Source organism: Flavobacterium sp. GCM10022190 (assembly GCF_042656445.1).
In the GTDB taxonomy this organism is placed as follows: domain Bacteria; phylum Bacteroidota; class Bacteroidia; order Flavobacteriales; family Flavobacteriaceae; genus Flavobacterium; species Flavobacterium nitratireducens.
Window position 1 is genome coordinate 262,026 of record NZ_JBHSOQ010000001.1, and the last position, 22,679, is coordinate 284,704.

Below are 22,679 nucleotides of genomic sequence, written 5' to 3' on the forward strand. Positions count from 1 at the left end.
CTGACAGTAACGGAATCTCCCAATTGAGAAAAACAAAGCTTTCAGCCGTAGTTTTTGTTTATCGGGAATATAGCGTAAAGCAGGATTAGCTCCTAAAAAATATTCTCAAACTAAAGTTCTAACTATTAAGACCTTAAACAATTCATAAATATTAGATAAATTAGTTTAATTCTAAAGTTATTATGTAATTTTGCAAAAAATTTATAATTACAAATATACTATAAATGAGTACTACAACAATTCCATATGTACCATACAAAGTTAAAGACATTGCTTTGGCTGAATGGGGAAGAAAAGAAATTCAATTAGCTGAAGCTGAAATGCCAGGATTAATGGCAATTCGCGAAGAGTACGGTCCAAGTCAACCTTTAAAAGGAGCTCGTATTGCAGGATGTTTACACATGACTATCCAAACTGCTGTGTTAATTGAAACTTTGGTGGCTTTAGGAGCTGAAGTTACTTGGTCTTCTTGTAACATTTTCTCAACTCAAGATCACGCTGCTGCTGCGATTGCTGCTGCAGGAATTCCTGTTTATGCTTGGAAAGGTCTTAACGAAGAAGAATTTGACTGGTGTATTGAGCAAACATTATTCTTTGGTGAAGACAGAAAACCATTGAACATGATTTTGGATGATGGTGGAGACTTAACGAATATGGTTTTTGACCGTTACCCTGAATTAACTGCAGATATCAAAGGACTTTCTGAAGAAACTACTACAGGAGTTCACCGTTTATACGAAAGAATGAAAAACGGAACTTTGGTAATGCCTGCAATCAACGTAAATGATTCGGTTACTAAATCTAAATTTGATAACAAATACGGATGTAAAGAGTCGGCTGTTGATGCTGTACGTCGTGCTACTGACGTTATGTTAGCTGGAAAAAGAGTTGTTGTTTGTGGATACGGTGACGTAGGAAAAGGAACTGCTGCTTCATTCCGTGGAGCTGGTTCTATTGTAACTGTTACTGAAATCGACCCAATTTGTGCTTTACAAGCGGCTATGGACGGTTATGAAGTAAAACGTTTAGATACTGTAGTGGATAACGCTGATATCATCATCACTACAACTGGTAACTTTAACATTGTAAGAGGGGAACACTTCTTAAAAATGAAAGACAAAGCTATTGTTTGTAACATCGGACACTTCGATAACGAAATTGATATGGCTTGGTTGAACGCTAACTATGGAGCTACTAAATCAGAAGTTAAACCACAAGTTGATATTTACAACGTAGAAGGAAAAGAAATCATTATACTTGCTGAAGGTCGTTTAGTAAACTTAGGATGTGCAACTGGGCACCCATCATTTGTAATGTCTAACTCTTTCTCAAACCAAACTTTAGCTCAAATTGAACTTTGGAATAACTCAGCTGCTTACGGAAACGAAGTATATATGTTACCTAAACATTTGGATGAAAAAGTGGCTGCTTTACACCTTAAAAAATTAAGCGTAGAATTAGAAGTACTTTCTCAAGAACAAGCTGATTATATCGGTGTTGCTGTTGAAGGGCCATTCAAACCAGAATATTACAGATATTAGTATTAAGCTTTTAGTACTAAGTATTAAGATAGACCCTTGCAGAAATGTTAGGGTTTTTTTTATTGCTTTTAATAAAAACCTTTTGTAATTAAATTTCACATAAGAATTTTATTATTACTTTTAAAATAAAAAACAAAAATGAGAGTAAGCTTAATTATAATACTATTACCCTTTTTTATAAACGCCCAAAGTTTTAATCCAACCAAGTTACGACCATCTTATGATTTTGGAAGAGCAAGTCTAGAATCACGACCAAAACAACCTGAAACTTTGCCTACTATGAAACCACTTAACTTAAGCAGTAAAGATGTTGCAAAAGCAAAATTAGCAAGGGAAGAACAAAAACTAATAAAAATAGCAAGAGAAACATGGGGAATTGAGGCCAACTTAAAAAAAGAACAAGAAAAATTAGTCCAACTTGAAAAAAGTTTAAAAACTAATGATAACTACAAACTCCTAAAAGAAATTGAGACATATAAAAAACAAATTGCCAAATCAAACGACAAACTATCTAAAGCAAAAATCATACTGGAATTAAGAACAGAAAAAGTAAAAAACATAGAATTAGCAATAGAAGAGCTTAAATTTAAAAGATAAAAATCTAGTTTAATTCTCTTTTGAGAAATTCAAATTTTTAATTAAAAAATAAATTCCTGATAAGAAGAAAATACCATAAAACCACATTTACTCTTCTATGCTTTCTGAATAACTGATTTTAACCTTAAAACTTATTATTCAAAACTAAAAACTCTCCACAATAATTTGATTTTAAACAGTTTTAAACTAACTTTAATACACCTAAAATCAGATTATTATGAGAACTATTGCTACGATAATCTTAATCCTTTGCATACTGTTTTACTCCTGTAAAAAAGCACCTCAAGAGGAAAAAAAAATCCTTGCAGGCAGTAATAATTATGGTTGCGCACCAGCTACAACAGATGCCAAATGGTTTGAATCCGACAATAAAGCGCCACTTTTTGACGGAATGGATATTATTGACTATCCTATAAGTACTAAAAATCACGAAGCACAAAAATATTTCAATCAAGGACTTGCGCTAGCTTACGGCTTCAACCATGCCGAAGCAGCCCGCTCCTTTTATTACGCTTCAAAATTAGATCCAAAATGCGCTATGTGTTTTTGGGGATACGCCTATGTTTTGGGGCCTAATTATAATGCAGGAATGGAAGCTGATAATTATGAAAGAGCTTATAAAGCTATCCAACAAGCCATAAAACTTTCTAACAAGGCTACTGAGAAAGAAAAAGATTTAATCAATGCTTTGTCTAAGAGATATACTGCAAAACCTATTGAGGATAGAAGTCAATTTGACATCAGTTACTCAAAAGCAATGAAGGAACTTTCAAAAAAATATCCTGAAGACAATGATATAGCAACAATGTATACTGAATCCATTATGGACTTACATCCTTGGGATTTATACGAAAAGGATGGAACTCCTAAACAATGGACTCCTGAAATCGATTCCATTTTAGAAAAGGTACTAAAACAGAATCCAAAACACATTGGTGCTAATCATTTTTATATTCATGCGGTAGAAGCTTCTCAAACTCCCGAAAGAGGGAATAATTGTGCTAAACTTTTTGATGATGGATTAGCCCCAGCTTCTGGACATCTTACCCATATGTCTTCACACATTTATATCCGAACTGGAGAATATCATAAAGGAACAATGGCCAATATTAACGCTGTAAAAATAGACAGTAATTATACAACTATGTGTCATGCACAGGGCGCCTACCCATTGGGTTATTATCCGCATAATTATCATTTCATGGCTGCCTGTGCGACTTTGGAAGGCAATTACAAATGGGCAATGCTTGCAGCAAAAGAAACTGCAAATCTAGTAAATCCTAAAACCATGATAGAACCCGGATGGTCAACTTTGCAGCATTATTATGTTATTCCTTATTTTATTGCGGTGAAATTTGGAAAATGGGACGACATTCTAAAAATGAAATTAGTATCCGACACCTTAAAATATCCTTTGGCTATTTCGCATTACGCAAAAGGCATGGCTTTTTTAGGCAAAAAAGATTTAGCTAAAGCCAAATCAGAATTAGCTAAACTCGAAATTATATCCAAAGACCCTTATATGAAACAAATGACCATTTGGGGTATTAATTCGATGGATCAAATTTTACAAATAGCCAGCAATGTTTTAAAAGGAGAAATTTTAGCTTCCAAGAAAAATTACAAAGAAAGTATTCCTTTATTTGAAAAAGCAATTTCCATAGAAGATCAATTAAATTATAACGAACCACCCGACTGGTTCTTCTCTGTACGACATCATTTAGGAGCCGTTCAAATAGAATCAAAAGAATACAATGCTGCGATCACAACTTATAAAAAAGATCTAAAACAATTCCCTAATAATGGATGGGCACAACATGGACTAAAATTAGCTTATAAAAAGCTAGGCAAACAAAATTTAGTTAATGATATAGACAAAGAAATTGCTAAAAGCTGGGCTACGGCCGACATAAAAATTAACAGTTCAAGAATTAAATAAATATAAATTTTACACTTATAATTAAACCTTTCTGGTTAAATGACATCTTACGATAAGTTTAACCAATTTATTATGTGTAAATATTTATCTTTTCTATTCGTACTGTTGTTTTCTTTAAATGCATCAGCTCAAAGCTACATTTTAAAAGGAAAAGTACTCAACATCAACAACCAACTTCCATTAGAATCGGCTACCGTATATATTACAACGGTAAAAGATTCAACTGTTTTAGAGTATACATTAACCGATAAAAATGGAGACTTTAGCTTTGCAGTTAAAAAAAACGACAAACCAGTGTTCTTAAAAGTAACTTTTATGGGCTTCGATACTTTTGCAGAAGAACAAAATGGTGTGTCTACTAATAAAGATTTCAGCAATATTTACCTATCTGAAACAGTAAACTCACTGAAAGAAGTAACTGTAAAAGCGGAAGAACCTCCCATTAGAGTTAAAAACGACACTATAGAATTTAAAGCTTCTTTATTCAAAGTACGTCCAGATGCCAATGTGGAAGCTTTATTAAAACAACTGCCTGGAGTTGAAGTAGACAATGATGGGAAAATTACCGCTAATGGTAAAGAAGTAACGCAGGTATTAGTAAACGGAAAACCATTTTTTGGGCGTGATGGCGCAATGGCTTTAAAAAACCTACCTGCTGAAATAATTAATAAAGTTCAGGTATCTGATTTTAAGACAAAAAAAGAAGAATATTCTAAAGACCAAGCCGCTTCAGACAATTCAAGTATCAATCTAACTATTGACGACAATAAAAATAAAGGGTATTTTGGAAAATTCATGGGTGGCTATGGAACTGATGATAGATACGAATCGAGTTTTATTGTAAATTATTTTAACAACAATAGAAAAATTAGTTTATTAGGTTCCTCTAATAATATAAATGCGCAAGGATTTTCTCAGGATGAAGTTTTTGACAACATGGGCGGCGGAAGAAACAACCGTGGTGGATCTTCTGTAAACAGAAGTCAGGCAAATGGTATTACAACATCAAACTTGTTAGGATTTAATTATTCAGATGAATTATTTAAAAATTTCCAAACCAATGCCAGCTACGATTATTCAGATACAAATACGGAAAACAAAAACAGCTCAAACTCTATTGAATTGAGACCCGATGGGAATTTCTTTGAAACCAAATCAAATTCGAATACTAACAACGGAAACACTAGCAATAAAGCTAACTTAGAGGTTGAGTACAAGATATCACCATCTATTCGATTATTTATTGCTCCAAAATTCAATTCATCTATATCCGATAGCAATTCTGAATCGAACAGCTCGAGTAAAAATTTAACAAACAACACTCTAGCAAACGATGCGTTTTCAAAAACAATGAATAAAAATGAATCGAAAAATTTTAGTAATGCAATAAATTTCAATAAGTCTTTTGAAAAAAAAGCTAGAAATTTAAGTTTATCATTCAACAACAACAATTCGAACGCTGATTCTAATAACTTTGTTGGATCTGAAACGAATTTCTATACTACAAACAGAAGTATTATTCGTGACCAAAATATCAAAAACAGCAGCAATAGCGATTCTTATAATGCTGAGATTGAATTTACAGAACCAGTAACAGATTCTATCCGTTTTAGAATTGGAGTGTCTTATGACTACCAAAATAACATCAATGATAATAAAACTTTTGATGATATAGGTAATGACAATTACACTTCTGTTAATCAAGAACAAACTACCTATATGTCTTCAAAACAAAATAGTATTGCTCCAAAAGCTGGTTTTAGAATTCAAAAAAACAAATATACTTTTGACATCAATTCGTCAACATCCATCTTACAATACGACAACTATGCATTGTATAAAGGAGTAGCAACAGATTTAAGCAAAAAATATATTTTACCTAGTGCAAGTACCCAAATTAGATATAGTGTAGATCGTTCTAAAAATTTAACATTTAGATACAATTATAATCAATCGGTACCATCCGCCAGTCAATTATTACCTGTAGAAAATGTATCCAATACTTTGAATACAGTTACTGGTAATCCTGACTTGTTAACTACCGAAACCCATACTGCAAACTTGAATTATAGAAATTTTGATTTCCGAACTCGCTCAGGATACAACTTTTACATTAATGGAAATTACAATAATAATGATGTAATAAGTACAGCCATTTATAACTCTGACAATAGTAGAACAACAACTTACACAAATATATCTGGTAACCACTCCATTTCTGGTGGTGGTAGCTGGAACAAATCTATCAAACAAGAAACCAACTTATTACGTTATGGAATTGCTTTAAATGTTAATTATAGATTTGAAAAAGGATTCACAAACTCCATTCTTTATGGAGCTAAATCAATAGGATTTTCTCCAAGAATTTATTTGAATTATGATTACGGAGAATTTTTCACTGTTGCTCCTTCTTATAATTTTTCATACAATGAATCAAAATATGATATCAGTACCCTTAGATCAAGATCAAATGTAGTTCATAGACTTAATCTACAAACTACAAGTTACTGGCCAACTAACTGGACTTGGGGTAATGATTTTGGATATACTTACAATTCTATCAACCAAGACTTTTATTTATGGAACACCAGCTTATCCTACAGTTTCATGAACAAAACTTTTGTTGCTAAAGTCAAAATTTATGACGTTCTAAATCAAAACCAAAGTATTACGCGAAATATTTCATCAACTGCAGTTACCGATAACGAAAACACCGTATTAAAACGCTATGCTATGTTTTCTTTAACTTATAAAATTCAAAATTTCTCGGGAACACAAAGACCTCCTGGACGAAATTTCAGGAACATGGAAGGTATGGATCGCCCGGGTGGTTTTGGCGGTGGTGGTTTTGGTGGCTTCGGTGGAGGAAGGATGGATTAACCTTCCTTTTTAATCATTCAAGTATATAATACAACAAATCCCTTTCTCTATAAAAGAAGGGGATTTTTCATTAAACGGTATCCGTCCTGAAATAACGATACACAAAAACATCTTTATCCCAAATTCCGCATTAGAAAAAACAGAATCAATAAAGTAAATCTAACCAATGTTTTTTTTTAAAATTCAGGGTTAACCCTAATGGAATCATTAGTGTCTTATTATCATAACTTCCAATGATTAATTCGGGTTTATTTAAAACGGCACAATAAAACACAAAAAAACCGTCTCGATTACTCGGGACGGTTTTTAATAAATTGAGAAAATCAATTAAGCTTCTACTTCAAATGGAAGGATAGAAACATAAGATTTGTTATCTCTTTTCTTTTGGAACTTAACAATTCCATCTACTTTTGCATGTAGTGTGTGATCTTTACTGATGTAAACATTTTCACCTGGATTGTGTTTTGAACCTCTTTGTCTTACGATGATGTTCCCTGCGATAGCAGCTTGTCCTCCAAAAATCTTAACACCTAAACGTTTCGATTCTGATTCTCTACCATTCTTAGAACTACCGACACCTTTCTTGTGAGCCATGATGTTTAAGTTTTAATATTGTTATTACTCTTGAGTATCTTCTTTTTTAGCTTTTGCTACTTTTTTCTTTGGAGCTTCAGCTGTTTCTGTAGTTACTTCAACTGCTGCTTTTTTAGAAGCTGCTTTTTTAGCACCTGTTGCAGTAATACCCTCAATTACAATTTGAGTAAGATATTGTCTGTGACCATTTCTTTTTTTGTATCCTTTTCTTCTTTTCTTTTTGAAAACGATAACTTTATCTCCTTTTAAGTGTTGTAACACTTTAGCTTCTACTGAAGCACCTTCTATAGCTGGGGCGCCTAAAGTTACATTCCCATTGTCATCTAACAAAAGAACTTTATCAAAAGAAACTTTTGATCCTTCTTCGTTAGCTAAACGGTGAACATAAACCTTTAAGTCTTTGCTTACTTTGAATTGTTGCCCTGCTATCTCTACGATTGCATACATACCAAATTGATTTATTGATTTTTAAGGTTGCAAATATACAATTATTTTTTTATCACGCAATTGTTAAATTTAAAAAAATATTAGTTGTTACTTTAAGCTTATTTTCAATACTTTAGATGCAAGAATTTTATCCTTTTTTATATTCCAAAAATAGATTTGGTTATTCAAATCTAAAAAAAGTATTTTTGAAACTACAATAACGCTGATCTAAGTATTGAAACCTCTTTTTATTAATCTTATATGAAAAAAATTATAATGGCAATTAGTTCTTCTCTTTTACTCGGTGGCATTGCCACAGCACAAAAAATTGCTTTCGAAGAATACACCCTCGATAACGGTTTACATGTAATTTTACATCAAGACAATAGCGCACCAGTGGTAATCACATCTGTAATGTATCATGTAGGCTCAAAAGACGAAGACCCAAACAAAACGGGCTTTGCACACTTTTTTGAACATTTATTATTTGAGGGAACTGCCAACATTAAACGCGGCGAATGGTTTAAAATAGTTACCTCTAATGGCGGAATTAACAATGCAAACACCTCTGACGACAGAACCTATTATTATGAAGTTTTCCCTTCTAATAATTTAGAATTGGCTCTTTGGATGGAATCAGAACGATTAATGCACCCTGTTATTAATCAAATTGGGGTAGACACTCAAAAAGAGGTAATCAAAGAAGAAAAAAACTCTCGCTACGACAACCAACCTTACGGAAGAATAATTGAAGCTGTCAAAAAAAATCTATTTGTTAATCATCCTTATCGATGGACCACCATTGGTTCTACCGAACACTTAAACTCGGCTAAACTAGAAGACTTCAAAGCTTTTAACGAAAAATTTTATGTTCCTAACAACGCCGTTTTAGTTGTTGCAGGCGATTTTGAAAAAAACCAAGCCAAAGAATGGATTCTAAACTATTTTGGCCCAATTAAAAAAGGAAAAGAGATTGTTAGAGAAAAATTTGTCGAAAAACCAATCACCGAAACAATCAAAGCGACTCATATCGATCCAAATATCCAAATTCCGATGTTAGCAACGGCTTACAGAACTCCTTCTATGAAAACTAGAGATGCTCGTGCTTTGGATTTCATTTCTTCCTATCTAAGCGACGGAAAAAGTTCGAAATTGTACAAAAAAATAGTAGACGAGAAGAAAAAGGCATTACAAATTGGAGCCGTAGCATTTAATCAAGAAGATTACGGAATGTATATTCTGTACGGTTTACCAATGACTAATTTCACCACCGATGATTTATTAACAGAAATCGACGAAGAAATTACTAAAATACAAACCGATTTAATATCTGAAAGAGATTATCAAAAAATACTGAATCAATTTGAGAATCAATATGTAAACGAAAACTCAAACGTGGAAGGTATCGCCGAAAATCTTGCCCGTTACTATTTACTTCACGGTGACATCGAACTCATTAATAAAGATATTGAAATCTACCGTTCTATTACAAGAGAAGAAATTAGAGAAGCCGCAAATAAGTATCTAAAACCAAATCAACGTTTGATACTGGACTACATTCCAACCCCTGCAAAGAATGAAAATTAAGCCATTTCGTATCATGAAAAAATCAATTATTTTATTTACTCTAATATTAGCTACCGCAATCATGCAAGCACAAGAACGCAAACAACCTATTCCAGGTAAACCACCTGTAGTAAACATAAAAAAACCACAAAGTTTTACACTAGCAAATGGACTAAAAGTAATGGTTGTTGAAAACCATAAATTACCTAAAGTAACTTTTAACCTTACAATAGACAATCCGCCATTTGCCGAAGGCGATAAAAAAGGCGTTGATGAACTATGTAGTAATTTATTAGGAAACGGTAGTTTGAATATTTCAAAAGAAGACTTTAACGAAGAGGTCGATTTTATGGGAGTGAGTATGTCATTCAGTTCCAGCAGTGCCTTTGCGAGTGCTCTTTCCAAATTTTCTAAACGCAGCTTAGAACTTTTGGCTGAAGGTGCTTTAAACCCTAATTTTTCTCAAGAAGAACTCGATAAAGAAAAAGCGAAGCTCATTGAAAGTTTACGCTCTCAAGAAAAAAGTGTCTCTGCTATTGCAAACAGAGTAGTCAACGCACTTGCGTTTGGAAAAAATCATCCCTTAGGAGAATTTATCACCGAAGAAAGTTTAAACAACATTTCACTAGCAGATATAACGAACAATTATAAAAAACGATTTGTGCCACAAAATGCCTATTTAGCAGTTGTAGGCGATGTTAAATTCAACGATATTAAACCCATTATCGAAAAACTTTTTGGCACTTGGCAAAAAACAACAATCAACACCACCAGCTACAAAGACCCTAAGAATGTAGAAGGAATCCAAATTAACTTTATCGATGTACCTAATGCTGTACAATCTGAAATAGCTGTTGTAAATACTTATCATCTAAAAATGAACGACAAAGACTTCTTCCCTACCGTAATTGCAAGTTACATTTTGGGTGGTGGTTTTAATAGTTACCTAAACATGAATTTAAGAGAGGCTCATGGCTGGACCTATGGAGCAAGCACAAGCATAGGTGCCGGAAAATACATAACTAGTATTCGCTCCTCATCGGCAGTAAAAAATCATGTGACAGATAGTGCGGTGGTTGAATTTATCAAAGAAATTAAAAAAATAAGAACCGAAAAAGTAACCACTGAAGAACTAGAAAGCGCTAAAGCAGGTTACATAGGCCGATTTGTAATGAAAGCCGAAAAACCAGAATCGGTGGCCCGATACGCACTCAACACAGCCATAGAAAACTTACCAGCCGATTTCTATGAAAACTACATTAAAATGTTGAATGCTGTAACCAAAGAAGATGTTTTGGCTGTTGCCAATAAATATTTTTTAATAGATAACTCCAGAATTGTTATTGTAGGCAAAGGAAAAGATGTGATTCCTGGCCTGGAAAAACTTAATATTCCTATTTTCTATTTTGACAAATTTGGTAATCCTGTAGAAAAACCGTTTTCAAATAATTAAAAATGTTATGAGTTATGAGTTATGGGTTGTAACTTTTTACACAGCTCAACTCATAACCCACAACAAACAACCGCTTACTTCTTAGCACTCAAATAAACGCCAATTAAAATAATAAATGCGCCAAAAAACTGGATTGGAGTAAGCATTTCTTGATCTAACAAACCCCAAAAGAAAGCTACCACAGGAATTATATAAGTAACCGATGTAGCAAAAACAGCCGAAGAAATCTGTATTAGTTTAAAAAATAAAATATTAGCTATCCCAGTCCCTACAACCCCTAAAATTACTATAAAAAACACCGAAGTCTGCACTTTTTCAACCGCAATAACATCATAAAAACCAGTAAAATAAAGAATTAGTAAGGCTGGAAAAATCAGAAATAAAAAATTACCAGTTGTAATACTAATTGGATCTAAATCAGACAAAAACCTTTTAATCAAATTGACATTTACCGCATAACAAAGCGAGGCAATTAAAACCAAAATAGCGTAATAATAATTCTGCCCCGGATGATTCACCGCTCCGTTAAAAACCAAAAGTAAACTACCTATTAAACCAATAACAACACCTAGAATTTGTTTCTTTTGAAAATCAACACCAAAGAACATCACCCCTAAAACCAAGGTATTCAAAGGAGTCAATGAGTTTAATATGGAACTTACGGAACTATCAATTTCAGTTTGAGCTAAGGCAAATAGAAAAGCTGGAAAAAAAGTTCCTAATAACGAAGTCAGCCCTATAAATTTCCATCTGTCTCTTGGGATTTTAGACAAACTTCTAAAACCAATCAATAATAAAAAAAGTGAAGCAAAAATAATTCGCAAGGAACCCACCTGAATAGCCGATAGCCCAACTAAACCTTTTTTAATCAGTATAAAAGAACTTCCCCAAACTAAGGAAAGCAGCAATAAAAACACCCATTTTACTTGTTTTGATTCCAAAGCTTCAATTTTTTATCAAAATTGTACAATTTTGACGAGATAAGTTTCTTTTTTCAAAGAAAAAATTAATCAAACTTATGAAGTGAAAACAAACCCAAAATTATTTAAACTTTAGCATACCACATGTTTTCTGTATTTCTTGCTTAACTACATCTTCTTGACCATATTTATAAAAAAATAGTATTTCAACTCTACCAACATTATCTTTGTAAACTATTAATTTTTTACATCTTGGATAAATTCCTAGATATAAGTTTTTTCTAACTTTTAAATTATAAACATAAGCTCTATTTGCATTCATTTTTTTTATCTGAGACACACTTAGTAAATTTTTATTTGAGAAACGATTATCCATTTCTGCCACTATAGCTTCTTTCGAACAACGATTCAAATCTCTAGTAGCAATTAAATATTTTTGTATCCTAGTTTTACCTTCAGGATAACGAATAACAGCTACACTAAACATAATCTGATTGTCTTTATTTATCATAGAAATATAACTTTGACTCTGCATATTGTTTGGATATATTTCAAAATAAGAATCAACAGCTCTAACATAGAAATAATTATCTGGCCGATGATAATTAATTATTTTAGCTTCTTTGACAAATAATTGATCATATTCATCCAAATAACTTTGCGATTGCACATTAAAAACAATACAGAAAATAAAAACCAACAACAGTTTCCATTTTCTTTCTTTTTGCGTATTCAAGTTAAATTTCATTTTTGCAAGTTTAAATTAGCTATAAGAAATTAAAAAAATAGTATACAATTTCAAAATTACGTAAAGTAGCTCTCCTGATTATCCTTTCGTTAATCAACTCAAGTACTGATTCCATTAATTAATCTTTAATTCATTTAACCAATTCACAACATCATTAAACACATAATCAGGAATGGTTTCTCCTGCGGGGCGTTTCTCTTTTTTTTCACGAAAAGGAAGTAAACTATGATCTAATCCGTCATAATATTTCAAACTAAAATTAGTCAATTGATAGTCCTTAATGATTTGTTTTACTGAATCAACTCCAGGTTGCAAACTAATATTTATATCTTTCTCTCCATAAAGCATTAATACTGGCTGTTTAATTTTAGGAAAACATAATTTAGGATCCCATTTTACTAATTCTATGTATCTTGGATTAAACATTGCTCCTGATAAAATACCATCCTTAATCAATTTTTCAATAGGTATTTTTCCTTCTTTTTGATCATTGTAATATGTCTTAAATTTAGTTCCCTCCCACTTTTTATTAAACAGTTTGAATGCTTCTGCTTTAATGGTATCGTAATTTGAATATTTGGGAATAATTTGTCTTCCAATTACAGCAATCCCTTTATAAAAATTGTCATAAAAAATCTCTTGAGAAACCTTGTTTTTGTTATTATACACATATCTATTTCCATCATATATATAAACGGAATCAATCATGGTGTTTTGAAAGCCTACCGAAATCACAAAAGGGCGAACTCTTTTTCTAATATCATAATCAATTTCATCATAACCCGTAACACCTGGGGTGGATAGTAAAATTGAAAAAGCAACCTCTTTATGCTGTGAAACTACCATAGCAGCAGCACAGCCAGCCTCGCTAGCCCCCATGACTCCAAGCGGAATTTTTTGGTATTCATCTGTTGATTTCAAATAATTCAAAACTTTTTCTGTATCATCAGCCAAGGTCTTTATTGTTCTCAATGACCGAATAGGATGTTCATTCCATTTAATGTCTCGAGTTAAAAGTAACACTCCTGTACTATTATCTGTAAAGTGCTGGATGTATTGCCTCATCATTGAAAGCGTATCTCTAGTAGCTGTAAAATCAGGATGTCGATCATCTTCAAAAACAGATGTCAAGCATATGATTATTTTATCGGGCTTACAATTAGCAGGCAAATACATTGTTCCTTTTAAAGAATGCAATGTATCTTTTTCTATTGCTATTTTTTTGATAACAGGAATACTATCTGCTTTTTTACAAAAACCAAAGATTACATTAAAAACAAAAAGGAATACTATTAATTTTAAAGAAAAAAGAATAATGTATTTCATAAGTATATTTAATCTTTTTAGTTATAAAAAAATTAAATATACAAGAAAAAACTTTCTAAATAAGATTTTAAAAAAGAAAAAACACGTTTTTTAAACCATAAAAACCACTACTATTTTATAGATGAAAATAAAATACATTACTTCCAAGACAAAGTCTCCATTAAATGCTGCATATCATTTTTGATATAACTTGCCGCTGGCATGATGGAATCAAAATTAGGTTTGGCATAAAAATAAACAGAACCCGTGATAAAATGTCTTGTACTATCGGTGAGATAAAATTGTGAATTGGTTGCCGCATTACCATCCACCTGATAAAACATTCCATAAACCTTTTTTTCTGGATTCAAGTAAGGTTGCTCCAAAATATCATCGGCTTTAATCACATGTTCAAAAGTGAGCTTTTGAGCATCACGCAACAATTTGTTCAGATTATTATTCACAGGCTTATAAGTAAGATATATGGTTGCTTTCATCTTAGGATAAGTAATGGTAAAACCACAATCTTTTTCTCCTTTTATGACAGCTTTTGAATTCATATCAAATGCAAAAGGGCATTGGTTTTCAAAATGCATATAATTTGCCATTGGATAATCCAATCGCAAATAACTTTGTGGTTTAGGCAAGACCTCTTTTTTACAACTAGAGAACAACACAAGAGCTAAGAAAACTAACACAACCGCTTTAAAATGGTATTGCTTAGCGGTATATTTTACATTAAACATTAATCGTTACTTTTATTTGTTTGATACGCTTTTTATCTACCACCTCAATGGTGAAGACACAATTATGAAAAACAATTTTTTGGCCCTTAGCCGGAAAATTTCCTGAAATTTCCAATATAAATCCAGCCAAAGTTTCTGCCTCTCCTTTTCTCTCTTCAAAAACTTCCTCGTCTACATCAACAATTCTATAGAAATCTTTTAGATTAATTTTCCCTTCAAAAAGAAAATTTCTATCATCAATTTGTGAAAAATTAATATCCTCATCATCAAACTCATCACTGATATCTCCCACAATTTCTTCGATAACATCTTCTAATGAAACCAAACCTGAAGTACCTCCGTATTCATCAACTACAATGGCTAAGTGACTTTTCATCGACTGAAAATCCTTTAGTAAATTGTCTAGCTTTTTATTCTCAGGAACAAAGAAAGGTTCTCTTATTAAGGTAGTCCAATCAAATTCTTTTTTGTCAATATGGGGTAATAAATCTTTGATAAACAAAACACCTTCGATTTGGTCAATATTATCGCGATAAACAGGAATTCTGGAATAGCCTTTTTCTAAAATTTTAGAATAAATATCTTCAAATGATTCGGTGATTTCTAAAGCAAAAATATCAATCCTAGGACTCATTACCTGTTTGGTATCTGTATTCCCAAAAGAAACTATTCCTTCTAAAATCTTTTGTTCGTCGGTCGAAGTTTCATCTGTTGCCGTTAATTCTAAAGCCTGCGATAATTGGTCTACCGAAATATTAGATTTTTGTTTTCCTAATTTATTATGCAAATATACCGTTGCAGCCCGCATAGGAAGACTAATAGGAGTAAGGAAATGATCTAAAACCGAAATTGGATAGGCAATACTTTTAGCAAACTTTACATTGTTTCTACTAGCGTACACCTTTGGCAAAACCTCGCCAAATAATAATATTAAAAAGGTTACTACAATAACTTCAAAAATGAATTTTAATGCGGGAGAACTTATTCCCGAAAACAAATCAGAACCAATAAAAGAAAACAAAATAACGACTCCTATATTAATGAAGTTATTTGCTACTAAAAGAGTCGCTAATAATTTTTTGGGTTTTTGTAATAATTCCGATAGAATTTTTCCTGTGGAAAGATTTTCTTGTAGGGTATCGTCGAGGTCTTTTTGCGAAAGCGAAAACAAGGCTACTTCGGCTCCAGAAACAACTGCTGAACAAAAAAGCAACACAAATATTCCTGCAAAACCAAACAATAGATCAAAGTCTAATGTTGAAACAAAATTTAAACTGGGCTCTGGGTCCAAATTAAAAAAAATTAGTTAAACAATTAAAAAGGCAAATCATTGATTGGCAAACCCTTATTTGGTGTGTCAAAGTTAGTGTTTTTTGTAGTATCAGGACTCTGATTTTGTTTATTGTTTTCAGTATCCTTTTTTGTTGTTAAAAAAGTAAATTCCGTTACTTGAATTTCGGTAGTATGTTTCATTGTACCGTCTTCCGCTTGCCACTGACGGGATTTAATCCTTCCTTCTACATAAATCTTATCTCCTTTTGACAAATATTTTTCACATATTTCGGCTGCTTTATTTCGCACCACAAGATTATGCCATTCGGTAGAAACTATCTTTTCATTGGTAGTTTTATTAACATACACCTCATTAGTAGCTAATTGAAATCTACCGATACAATTACCCCCTTCAAAATAGTGCATCTTAACATCATCCCCCAAATGACCTATTAGCATAACCTTATTTAATGTTCCGTTCATAGCCTCATTATATATATGAATACATATCAAAGATACATTTTTTTGTGTTTCATTACTATTCTGATTCAATAAAATTATGAATCACAATTGGAAAAGGATATTGTTTTAAATCCTTTTTTGTAATTCCATTTACCACTTTTCCTTTGACTTTTACTTCCCAAAACTTAATATACAAATGCTGATGCGAAAGTTTATGTACCAAACTTTCATCATTGCAAGCTCTCATACTCATAATAGGATTATCAAAATACGTTGCTTCGCTTATCGCTTTGGAAACAAACTCAAAATCCTCCTCGGCTACTGTTTCAATAAGCGGAAACTCATATAAATTATGCCAAATCCCTTTAGCCGTTCTTTTTTGAATTAATGTTTTATCCTCCTCATCTAATAGAACAATGTAGTTAAAATACCTATTCTTTACCTTGGCCTTTTTTAACTTTACAGGTAATTGCTCTACCTTCCTTTTTTGCAAAGCCGCACAACTAGCATTAAAAACACAAGAACTACAATCTGGATTTTTAGGAACACATTGCAAAGCACCAAATTCCATAATCGCCTGATTAAATAGTGCAGGGGTATCTTTTGGCATTAACTCATAGGCCAAAGCCGTGAATTCTTTTTTAGCAGACGCCTGAGTAATATCGGTTTCAATATCAAAATAACGCGAAAGCACTCTAAACACATTACCATCAACAACTGGAACGGCTTCGTTATATGAAAAGGAAGCAATAGCAGCTGCGGTATATTCCCCAACTCCTTTTAGTTGTAATAATCCCCCATAAGTAGAAGGAAAAATTCCATTGAGTTCAGTAGCTATATATTGTGCCGTTTTATGTAAGTTCCGAGCACGTGAGTAATACCCCAAACCTTGCCACAATTTCAAGACCTTTTCTTCATCGGCTTTAGCCAAATCAAAAACAGTTGGAAAAGCATCCATAAAAGACAAAAAATAGGGCATTCCCTGCGCTACTCGCGTTTGTTGCAGCATGATTTCTGAGAGCCAAATTGGGTATGGATTAGTGGTTTTTCGCCAAGGCAAATCGCGCTTGTTTTGTAAATACCAGTTAATTAATAAGTTATGAAAAATCATTATTAAATATTTGTTGACAAAAGTAAAAGTTTATGTAATTAAAATTTAATGAATTAGCTTGAATAATTGTTTTTTAAATTCATATATTTGCACACTCAAAAAAATTATTACAGAATAATAAATAAGGAAAGAAAATGACGAAAGCAGATATCGTAGCGAAGATTTCAGAAAAATTAGGTCTTGAAAAAGGTGATGTGCAAGCAACAGTAGAGACTTTTATGGAGGAAGTAAAAACTTCATTAGAAACTGGAGACAATGTATATTTAAGAGGTTTTGGTAGCTTTATCGTAAAGACAAGAGCTGAAAAAACAGGTAGAAATATCTCAAAAAACACTACAATTAAAATCCCTGCACACAACATTCCTGCTTTCAAACCTGCAAAAGTTTTTGTAGAAGGAGTTAAAACAAACAACGAAGCAAAATAATATTATTAATCATAAAATCCAAAAGATTATGCCAAGTGGTAAAAAAAGAAAAAGACATAAGGTAGCTACTCACAAACGTAAGAAAAGAGCGAGAGCTAACCGTCATAAAAAGAAAAAGTAGTTTTTAACTACTTTTTTCTTTTTAAACGTTCATTGAAATTTGGTTTTCAGACTTCAGATTTTAGATTTCAGATAGCAGCATAACTGCCGTCTACTTTCTAAATACTGCAAACTGAATTCCTCCGGGTTAATACCTGTTCAAAATATTGTTTAATCCATCCTTGCTGAAAGTTGATGGTTTTTAGTTTTTAGTTTTTAGTTTTTCAACTACAAACAACAAACTTTAAACAACAAACACAAAGTGCGGATAAAAATTTACAACGTGAATAAAGAATTAATCATTCGATCTAGTTCTGATTCCGTAGATTTTGCCTTATTAAAAGATGGAAAACTAATTGAATTACACAAAGAAGAAGAAACAAGCAACTTTCAGGTAGGCGATATTTTTATTGCCAAAATCAGAAAACCAGTTGCAGGACTTAATGCTGCTTTTGTGAATGTAGGCTTTGAAAAAGATGCCTTTTTACATTACCATGACTTAGGCCCTAACCTTACTTCCCAACTGAAATTCATAAAACTTGTAAGCGCAGGTAAAATAAAAGATTTCTCCCTAAAAAACTTTCAGTTTGAAAAAGAGATAGACAAAGATGGAACGATTACTGATGTGATCAATGCCAATCAATCTATCTTAGTACAAGTAGTTAAAGAACCAATATCAACTAAAGGCCCAAGAATTAGCGCTGAGCTTTCTCTTGCTGGACGTTATATTGTTCTGGTTCCTTTCTCTGACCGAGTTTCTATTTCTCAAAAAATAGAAGACAAGAAAGAAAAAGACCGATTAAAAAAACTGGTACAATCTATCAAACCTAAAGGATTTGGTGTTATTGTTCGCACAGTAGCCGAAGGCAAAAACACAGCCGAATTAGAAAAAGATTTGCAGAACCTGCTAAGCAGATGGACTGCAATGTGTAAGAAATTACCAACTGCTCATCATCCCTCAAAAGTATTAGGAGAACTCAACAGAGCCTCATCTATACTTAGAGATGTTTTTAACGATACTTTTACTAGTATTCAAATAGATGATGAAGAGTTGTACTATCAAACCAAGGATTATCTGCAAGAAATTGCACCGTCCAAACAATCTATTGTGAAGTTTTATCAATCAAACGACACGCCTATTTTCGAGAAATTTAATATAGAGAGACAAATCAAAACTTCTTTTGGAAAAACAGTTTCCATGAGTAAAGGAGCTTATTTAATTATTGAACATACCGAAGCTTTACACGTTATTGACGTAAACAGCGGAAACCGTTCAAACAAAGCTACTAATCAAGAAGATACTGCCATGGAAGTCAATATGATTGCCGCAGCTGAAATAGCTAGACAATTGCGTTTACGCGATATGGGTGGTATCATTGTAGTGGATTTTATCGATATGTCAAATCCCGAAAATCGCAAAGTCTTGTTCGACTTCTTGAGAGAAGAAATGAGCGACGATAAAGCCAAACACAAAATCTTACCTCCTAGTAAATTTGGTTTAGTCCAAATTACCAGACAAAGAGTAAGGCCAGAAAGAAACATTAAAACCAGAGAAGAAGATCCAAATAAAGAAAATGGTGAAATTGAAGCACCAATTCTAATCATTGACAAAATCAATGCTGATCTGGAAAGAATTTTAAAAACCCACAAAAAAGTAGTGCTTAATGTACATCCCTTTGTGGCTGCTTACCTCAGCAAAGGTTTTCCATCATTACGTTCAAAATGGTTTCTTGAACATAAAAAATGGGTGAAAATTATACCACGTGACGCTTACACGTATTTAGAATATCATTTCTTTGACAATAAAGGAAATGCTATTACAGAAGAATAAACAAAAAACCGCTTTTCGAAAGATTAGCGGTTTTTTTGTGTTCCATTGCGAAATCTTTTTAAATTCTATAAAACATTTTACTTATATTATAATTAGATTCCTAACTAAAAAACCACTTTTTTACCTTTAAATACAGGAACAAATGCGGCTTATTCCTGATAATTTAAATCAGTAAAATCAAACAGCTGCAAATTTTAAAATTCTTCTTCTTCTTTCCGCTAAAATCACTATAAACAAAACACCAATCAGCGACATTCCAACTCCTACTAGATTAGGAGAAGCATAATTAAACCCAGCTATTAAAGGCAAACCTCCTAAAAAAGCGCCCAAAGCATTCCCTATATTAAAAGAAGCCTGTATAGTAGCCGAGGCAATCATCTCTGCTCCAACAGCTATTTGAATCATCAACATTTGGATAGGCGCAATAAGGGCAAACGCAATACATCCTGTGCAAAAAACCAATAGTAAACTCACATAAGGATGTTCAGAAAAGAAGAATACCATCAATAAATCAAAAGTCATAAGCAAGAGTAAAACAATAAGGGTTTTATCAGGCGAAAATTGATCGGCAAGTTTTCCTCCCAAAACATTACCCACCACCATTCCTGCGCCAGCAAGTATCATGATATAAGGAACATCAACGGCATCAAAACCTGATATTTCAGTCAGTAAAGGAGCAATATAACTAATCCAGCAGAACAATCCCCCTACACCTATTGCGGTTATTAAAATAACTAACCAGGCTTCTATTTTCTTAAAAAACTGCATTTGCTCTTTAACTGAAACCTCTTCACCCACTACTAATTTTGGCATCCAAAAATAAAGCGAAATGAACGTTATAACACCAAAAACAGCAATCAAAATAAAAGTATACCGCCAGCTAAAATGATGTCCAATATAAGTCCCGATAGGTACACCGGCAAGATTAGCAATTGTTAATCCGGCAAACATAATAGAGATTGCCTGAGCTTCTTTGCCCCTCTCTGCAAGTCGGCTTGCAACCACAGCACCAACACCAAAAAAAGCACCATGGGGTAAACCCGAAAGTAATCTGGTGAGAAACAAAAAGCCATAACTTGGCACAACGATAGATAAAGCATTAAAAAAAGCAAGCATCGCCGCTAGAATTAATAATGTTTTTTTAGGTGGATAATTTCTGGCTATAATTACCAATAATGGCGCACCAATTACAACTCCAAGTGCATAAGCCGAAATTAAATAACCAGCAACAGGAATACTCACCTGTAAATCAGTGGCAATATCCGGTAAAATTCCCATCATTACAAATTCAGTAATTCCTATTGTTATACCACCCAATGAGAGTGAAAGCAAACTTTTTTTCATTTTTTAAATTCAAAAATTATTAATTAAGAATAAGACACAAAAACCGCCCTATCTATTTGGCTTTGCAAATTTACCCATAACAAACTCAAAGAAAATTGTAACTTTACAACATAAACTTGCAACTATGCATTATGAAAAAGATACAGTTTGACACATTGGAAATAGATGAATTTGAAGAAGATAAATTCCATCTCCCTCGACACAGTCATACCTATTATGAAATTATTTACATTATAAAAGGGAAAGGAATTCACCGTTTAAACAACAACTTACTTCCCTATGAATCAGGAGACTTATTTGTTCTTTCAACTGATGATGAGCATTATTTTGACATCAACAAAACGACCCGATTTTTCTTTATTAAATTTACGGACACCTATTTTAATTCAAATAAAAAGCTGGCTTGCGATGATTTTTTACTCAATACTCCTGAAAATATTATGCGCGATAAATCACTTAAAGAAAATGTACTGAAACTGGATGCTACTAGTGCGAGCATATTAAAAAATACCATTGATAATATTAGAGCCTACAATAGCAAAGCCAATATTTCTACTTCGCCAATTGTCTTTCATCAAATACTATCAATTTTTGGATTAATAAAAGAAAGTTTACAGCAGCAAAACATAAGAATTACCGGATCAGGAATAGATAACGATCAGATTATCTCTTATATTCATCAGAATATTTACAAACCAAAACTAGTCCAGATTAAAACCATTGCCGAGCATTTTTCAATCTCTCAAAGTTATTTTGGTAGTTATTTTAAACGAAATTTCGAAATAAGCTATCGAGAATATTGTAACCAATTGCGAACACAATTAATAGAAAAACGAATTTTAAGCAAGCAATTATCCATGAAACAAATCGCTTATGAATTTGGTTTCACCGATGAAAGTCATCTCTCTAATTATTTTAAAAAACAACGAAATGTAAAACCAAGTGCGATTAAACAATTATAGTTTATTTCTTCTCGAAACAAAAAAACGCTTCATCAAATCAGCCGCTTCATCGGCTAAAACTCCTGAAACAACAGTGGTTTTAGGATGTAGTTTAGTTCCCATTGCCATAAATCCGCGTTGCTCATCACTAGCCCCAAAAACCACTTTTGAAATTTGGCTCCAATACAAAGCACCAGCACACATCTGGCAAGGTTCCAAAGTAACATAAAGCGTACAATCTTTCAGGTATTTTCCGCCTAAATAATTAGCCGCTGCTGTTATGGACTGCATTTCGGCATGGGCGGTAACATCATTGAGCATTTCGGTTAGATTATGACTGCGGGCAATAACCGTATTATTAATAACAATCACTGCTCCAACAGGGATTTCGCCTTGTTCAAAAGCCATTTCTGCTTCCTGCAAAGCCTTTTTCATAAAATACTCGTCGGTGAAAATATTTTCCATGTAACAAAAATACT

At 32.8% G+C, this 22,679-nt stretch carries 20 protein-coding genes; 9 read left to right on the forward strand and 11 right to left on the reverse strand.

Annotated elements, in window-relative coordinates; translation table 11 throughout:
- Nucleotides 1-224: 224 nt before the first annotated feature.
- The 4 genes from ahcY (at nt 225) to ACFPTQ_RS01175 (ending at nt 6,957) form a co-directional block, all read left to right on the forward strand.
- Nucleotides 225-1,541 carry an adenosylhomocysteinase gene (gene ahcY / locus ACFPTQ_RS01160; RefSeq protein WP_379772820.1) on the forward strand — a complete coding sequence of 439 codons (1,317 nt, stop codon included), beginning with the start codon at nt 225-227 and terminating at the stop codon, nt 1,539-1,541.
- A 270-nt stretch (nt 1,542-1,811) separates the two neighbouring features.
- Nucleotides 1,812-2,138, forward strand: a complete 327-nt coding sequence (locus ACFPTQ_RS01165) for a hypothetical protein (protein ID WP_379772823.1) — start codon at nt 1,812-1,814, stop codon at nt 2,136-2,138.
- A 217-nt stretch (nt 2,139-2,355) separates the two neighbouring features.
- Nucleotides 2,356-4,077 (forward strand): hypothetical protein, encoded by a 1,722-nt coding sequence (locus ACFPTQ_RS01170; RefSeq protein ID WP_379772826.1) that lies wholly within the window; start codon nt 2,356-2,358, stop codon nt 4,075-4,077.
- 72 nt (nt 4,078-4,149) lie between these two features.
- Nucleotides 4,150-6,957 carry an outer membrane beta-barrel protein gene (locus tag ACFPTQ_RS01175; RefSeq protein WP_379772829.1) on the forward strand — a complete coding sequence of 936 codons (2,808 nt, stop codon included), beginning with the start codon at nt 4,150-4,152 and terminating at the stop codon, nt 6,955-6,957.
- 327 nt (nt 6,958-7,284) lie between these two features.
- Here the strand turns inward: ACFPTQ_RS01175 and rpmA are convergent, their stop codons facing one another.
- Nucleotides 7,285-7,551: a 50S ribosomal protein L27 gene (gene rpmA / locus ACFPTQ_RS01180; protein ID WP_026712573.1), complete on the reverse strand. Its 267-nt coding sequence runs from the start codon at nt 7,549-7,551 to the stop codon at nt 7,285-7,287.
- 24 nt (nt 7,552-7,575) lie between these two features.
- Nucleotides 7,576-7,998 carry a 50S ribosomal protein L21 gene (rplU, locus tag ACFPTQ_RS01185; RefSeq protein ID WP_379772832.1) on the reverse strand — a complete coding sequence of 141 codons (423 nt, stop codon included), beginning with the start codon at nt 7,996-7,998 and terminating at the stop codon, nt 7,576-7,578.
- A 240-nt stretch (nt 7,999-8,238) separates the two neighbouring features.
- Here rplU and ACFPTQ_RS01190 point away from each other — a divergent pair, with 240 nt between their 5' ends.
- Together ACFPTQ_RS01190 and ACFPTQ_RS01195 are read left to right on the forward strand one after the other, a co-directional pair.
- Nucleotides 8,239-9,564: a M16 family metallopeptidase gene (locus tag ACFPTQ_RS01190; protein ID WP_379772834.1), complete on the forward strand. Its 1,326-nt coding sequence runs from the start codon at nt 8,239-8,241 to the stop codon at nt 9,562-9,564.
- A complete protein-coding gene (locus tag ACFPTQ_RS01195) occupies nt 9,554-10,996 on the forward strand; it encodes a M16 family metallopeptidase (protein ID WP_379772836.1) in 1,443 nt (480 codons plus the stop codon). Before ACFPTQ_RS01190 ends, ACFPTQ_RS01195 begins: the two co-directional genes overlap by 11 nt.
- A gap of 74 nt (nt 10,997-11,070) precedes the next feature.
- Here ACFPTQ_RS01195 and ACFPTQ_RS01200 read toward each other — a convergent pair whose 3' ends face one another.
- The 7 genes from ACFPTQ_RS01200 to mutY all read right to left on the reverse strand — a co-directional run bounded on the left by ACFPTQ_RS01200 (nt 11,071) and on the right by mutY (nt 17,560).
- The gene (locus ACFPTQ_RS01200; RefSeq protein WP_379772839.1) at nt 11,071-11,937 is read right to left on the reverse strand and encodes a DMT family transporter; all 867 of its coding nucleotides are present in this window, start codon (nt 11,935-11,937) and stop codon (nt 11,071-11,073) included.
- A 100-nt stretch (nt 11,938-12,037) separates the two neighbouring features.
- Nucleotides 12,038-12,664 carry a hypothetical protein gene (locus tag ACFPTQ_RS01205; protein WP_379772842.1) on the reverse strand — a complete coding sequence of 209 codons (627 nt, stop codon included), beginning with the start codon at nt 12,662-12,664 and terminating at the stop codon, nt 12,038-12,040.
- Nucleotides 12,665-12,778: 114 nt separating this feature from the next.
- A complete protein-coding gene (locus ACFPTQ_RS01210; protein ID WP_379772845.1) occupies nt 12,779-13,990 on the reverse strand; it encodes a hypothetical protein in 1,212 nt (403 codons plus the stop codon).
- A gap of 137 nt (nt 13,991-14,127) precedes the next feature.
- Nucleotides 14,128-14,715: a gliding motility lipoprotein GldD gene (gldD, locus tag ACFPTQ_RS01215; protein WP_379772847.1), complete on the reverse strand. Its 588-nt coding sequence runs from the start codon at nt 14,713-14,715 to the stop codon at nt 14,128-14,130.
- Entirely contained in the window at nt 14,708-16,006 is a 1,299-nt protein-coding gene (locus tag ACFPTQ_RS01220; RefSeq protein WP_379772849.1) for a gliding motility-associated protein GldE, read from the reverse strand. Before ACFPTQ_RS01220 ends, gldD begins: the two co-directional genes overlap by 8 nt.
- Before the next feature lie 23 nt (nt 16,007-16,029).
- Nucleotides 16,030-16,470: a single-stranded DNA-binding protein gene (locus ACFPTQ_RS01225; protein WP_278034722.1), complete on the reverse strand. Its 441-nt coding sequence runs from the start codon at nt 16,468-16,470 to the stop codon at nt 16,030-16,032.
- Between the two features lie 55 nt (nt 16,471-16,525).
- On the reverse strand, nt 16,526-17,560 hold the full coding sequence (mutY, locus tag ACFPTQ_RS01230; RefSeq protein WP_379772852.1) for an A/G-specific adenine glycosylase: 1,035 nt from the start codon (nt 17,558-17,560) through the stop codon (nt 16,526-16,528).
- A gap of 134 nt (nt 17,561-17,694) precedes the next feature.
- Between mutY and ACFPTQ_RS01235 the strand changes: the two genes are divergently transcribed.
- Together ACFPTQ_RS01235 and ACFPTQ_RS01240 are read left to right on the forward strand one after the other, a co-directional pair.
- The gene (locus ACFPTQ_RS01235) at nt 17,695-17,985 is read left to right on the forward strand and encodes an HU family DNA-binding protein (protein ID WP_007805026.1); all 291 of its coding nucleotides are present in this window, start codon (nt 17,695-17,697) and stop codon (nt 17,983-17,985) included.
- Nucleotides 17,986-18,367: 382 nt separating this feature from the next.
- Nucleotides 18,368-19,915, forward strand: a complete 1,548-nt coding sequence (locus tag ACFPTQ_RS01240; protein WP_379772855.1) for an Rne/Rng family ribonuclease — start codon at nt 18,368-18,370, stop codon at nt 19,913-19,915.
- A gap of 177 nt (nt 19,916-20,092) precedes the next feature.
- Here ACFPTQ_RS01240 and ACFPTQ_RS01245 read toward each other — a convergent pair whose 3' ends face one another.
- The gene (locus tag ACFPTQ_RS01245; RefSeq protein WP_379772858.1) at nt 20,093-21,259 is read right to left on the reverse strand and encodes an MFS transporter; all 1,167 of its coding nucleotides are present in this window, start codon (nt 21,257-21,259) and stop codon (nt 20,093-20,095) included.
- Between the two features lie 131 nt (nt 21,260-21,390).
- On the opposite strand from ACFPTQ_RS01245, the gene ACFPTQ_RS01250 reads away from it, so the two are divergent.
- Nucleotides 21,391-22,221 (forward strand): helix-turn-helix domain-containing protein, encoded by an 831-nt coding sequence (locus ACFPTQ_RS01250; protein ID WP_379772861.1) that lies wholly within the window; start codon nt 21,391-21,393, stop codon nt 22,219-22,221.
- Here ACFPTQ_RS01250 and ACFPTQ_RS01255 read toward each other — a convergent pair.
- Nucleotides 22,216-22,665, reverse strand: a complete 450-nt coding sequence (locus ACFPTQ_RS01255) for a nucleoside deaminase (protein WP_379772864.1) — start codon at nt 22,663-22,665, stop codon at nt 22,216-22,218. The genes ACFPTQ_RS01250 and ACFPTQ_RS01255 overlap by 6 nt on opposite strands.
- Nucleotides 22,666-22,679: the final 14 nt, after the last annotated feature.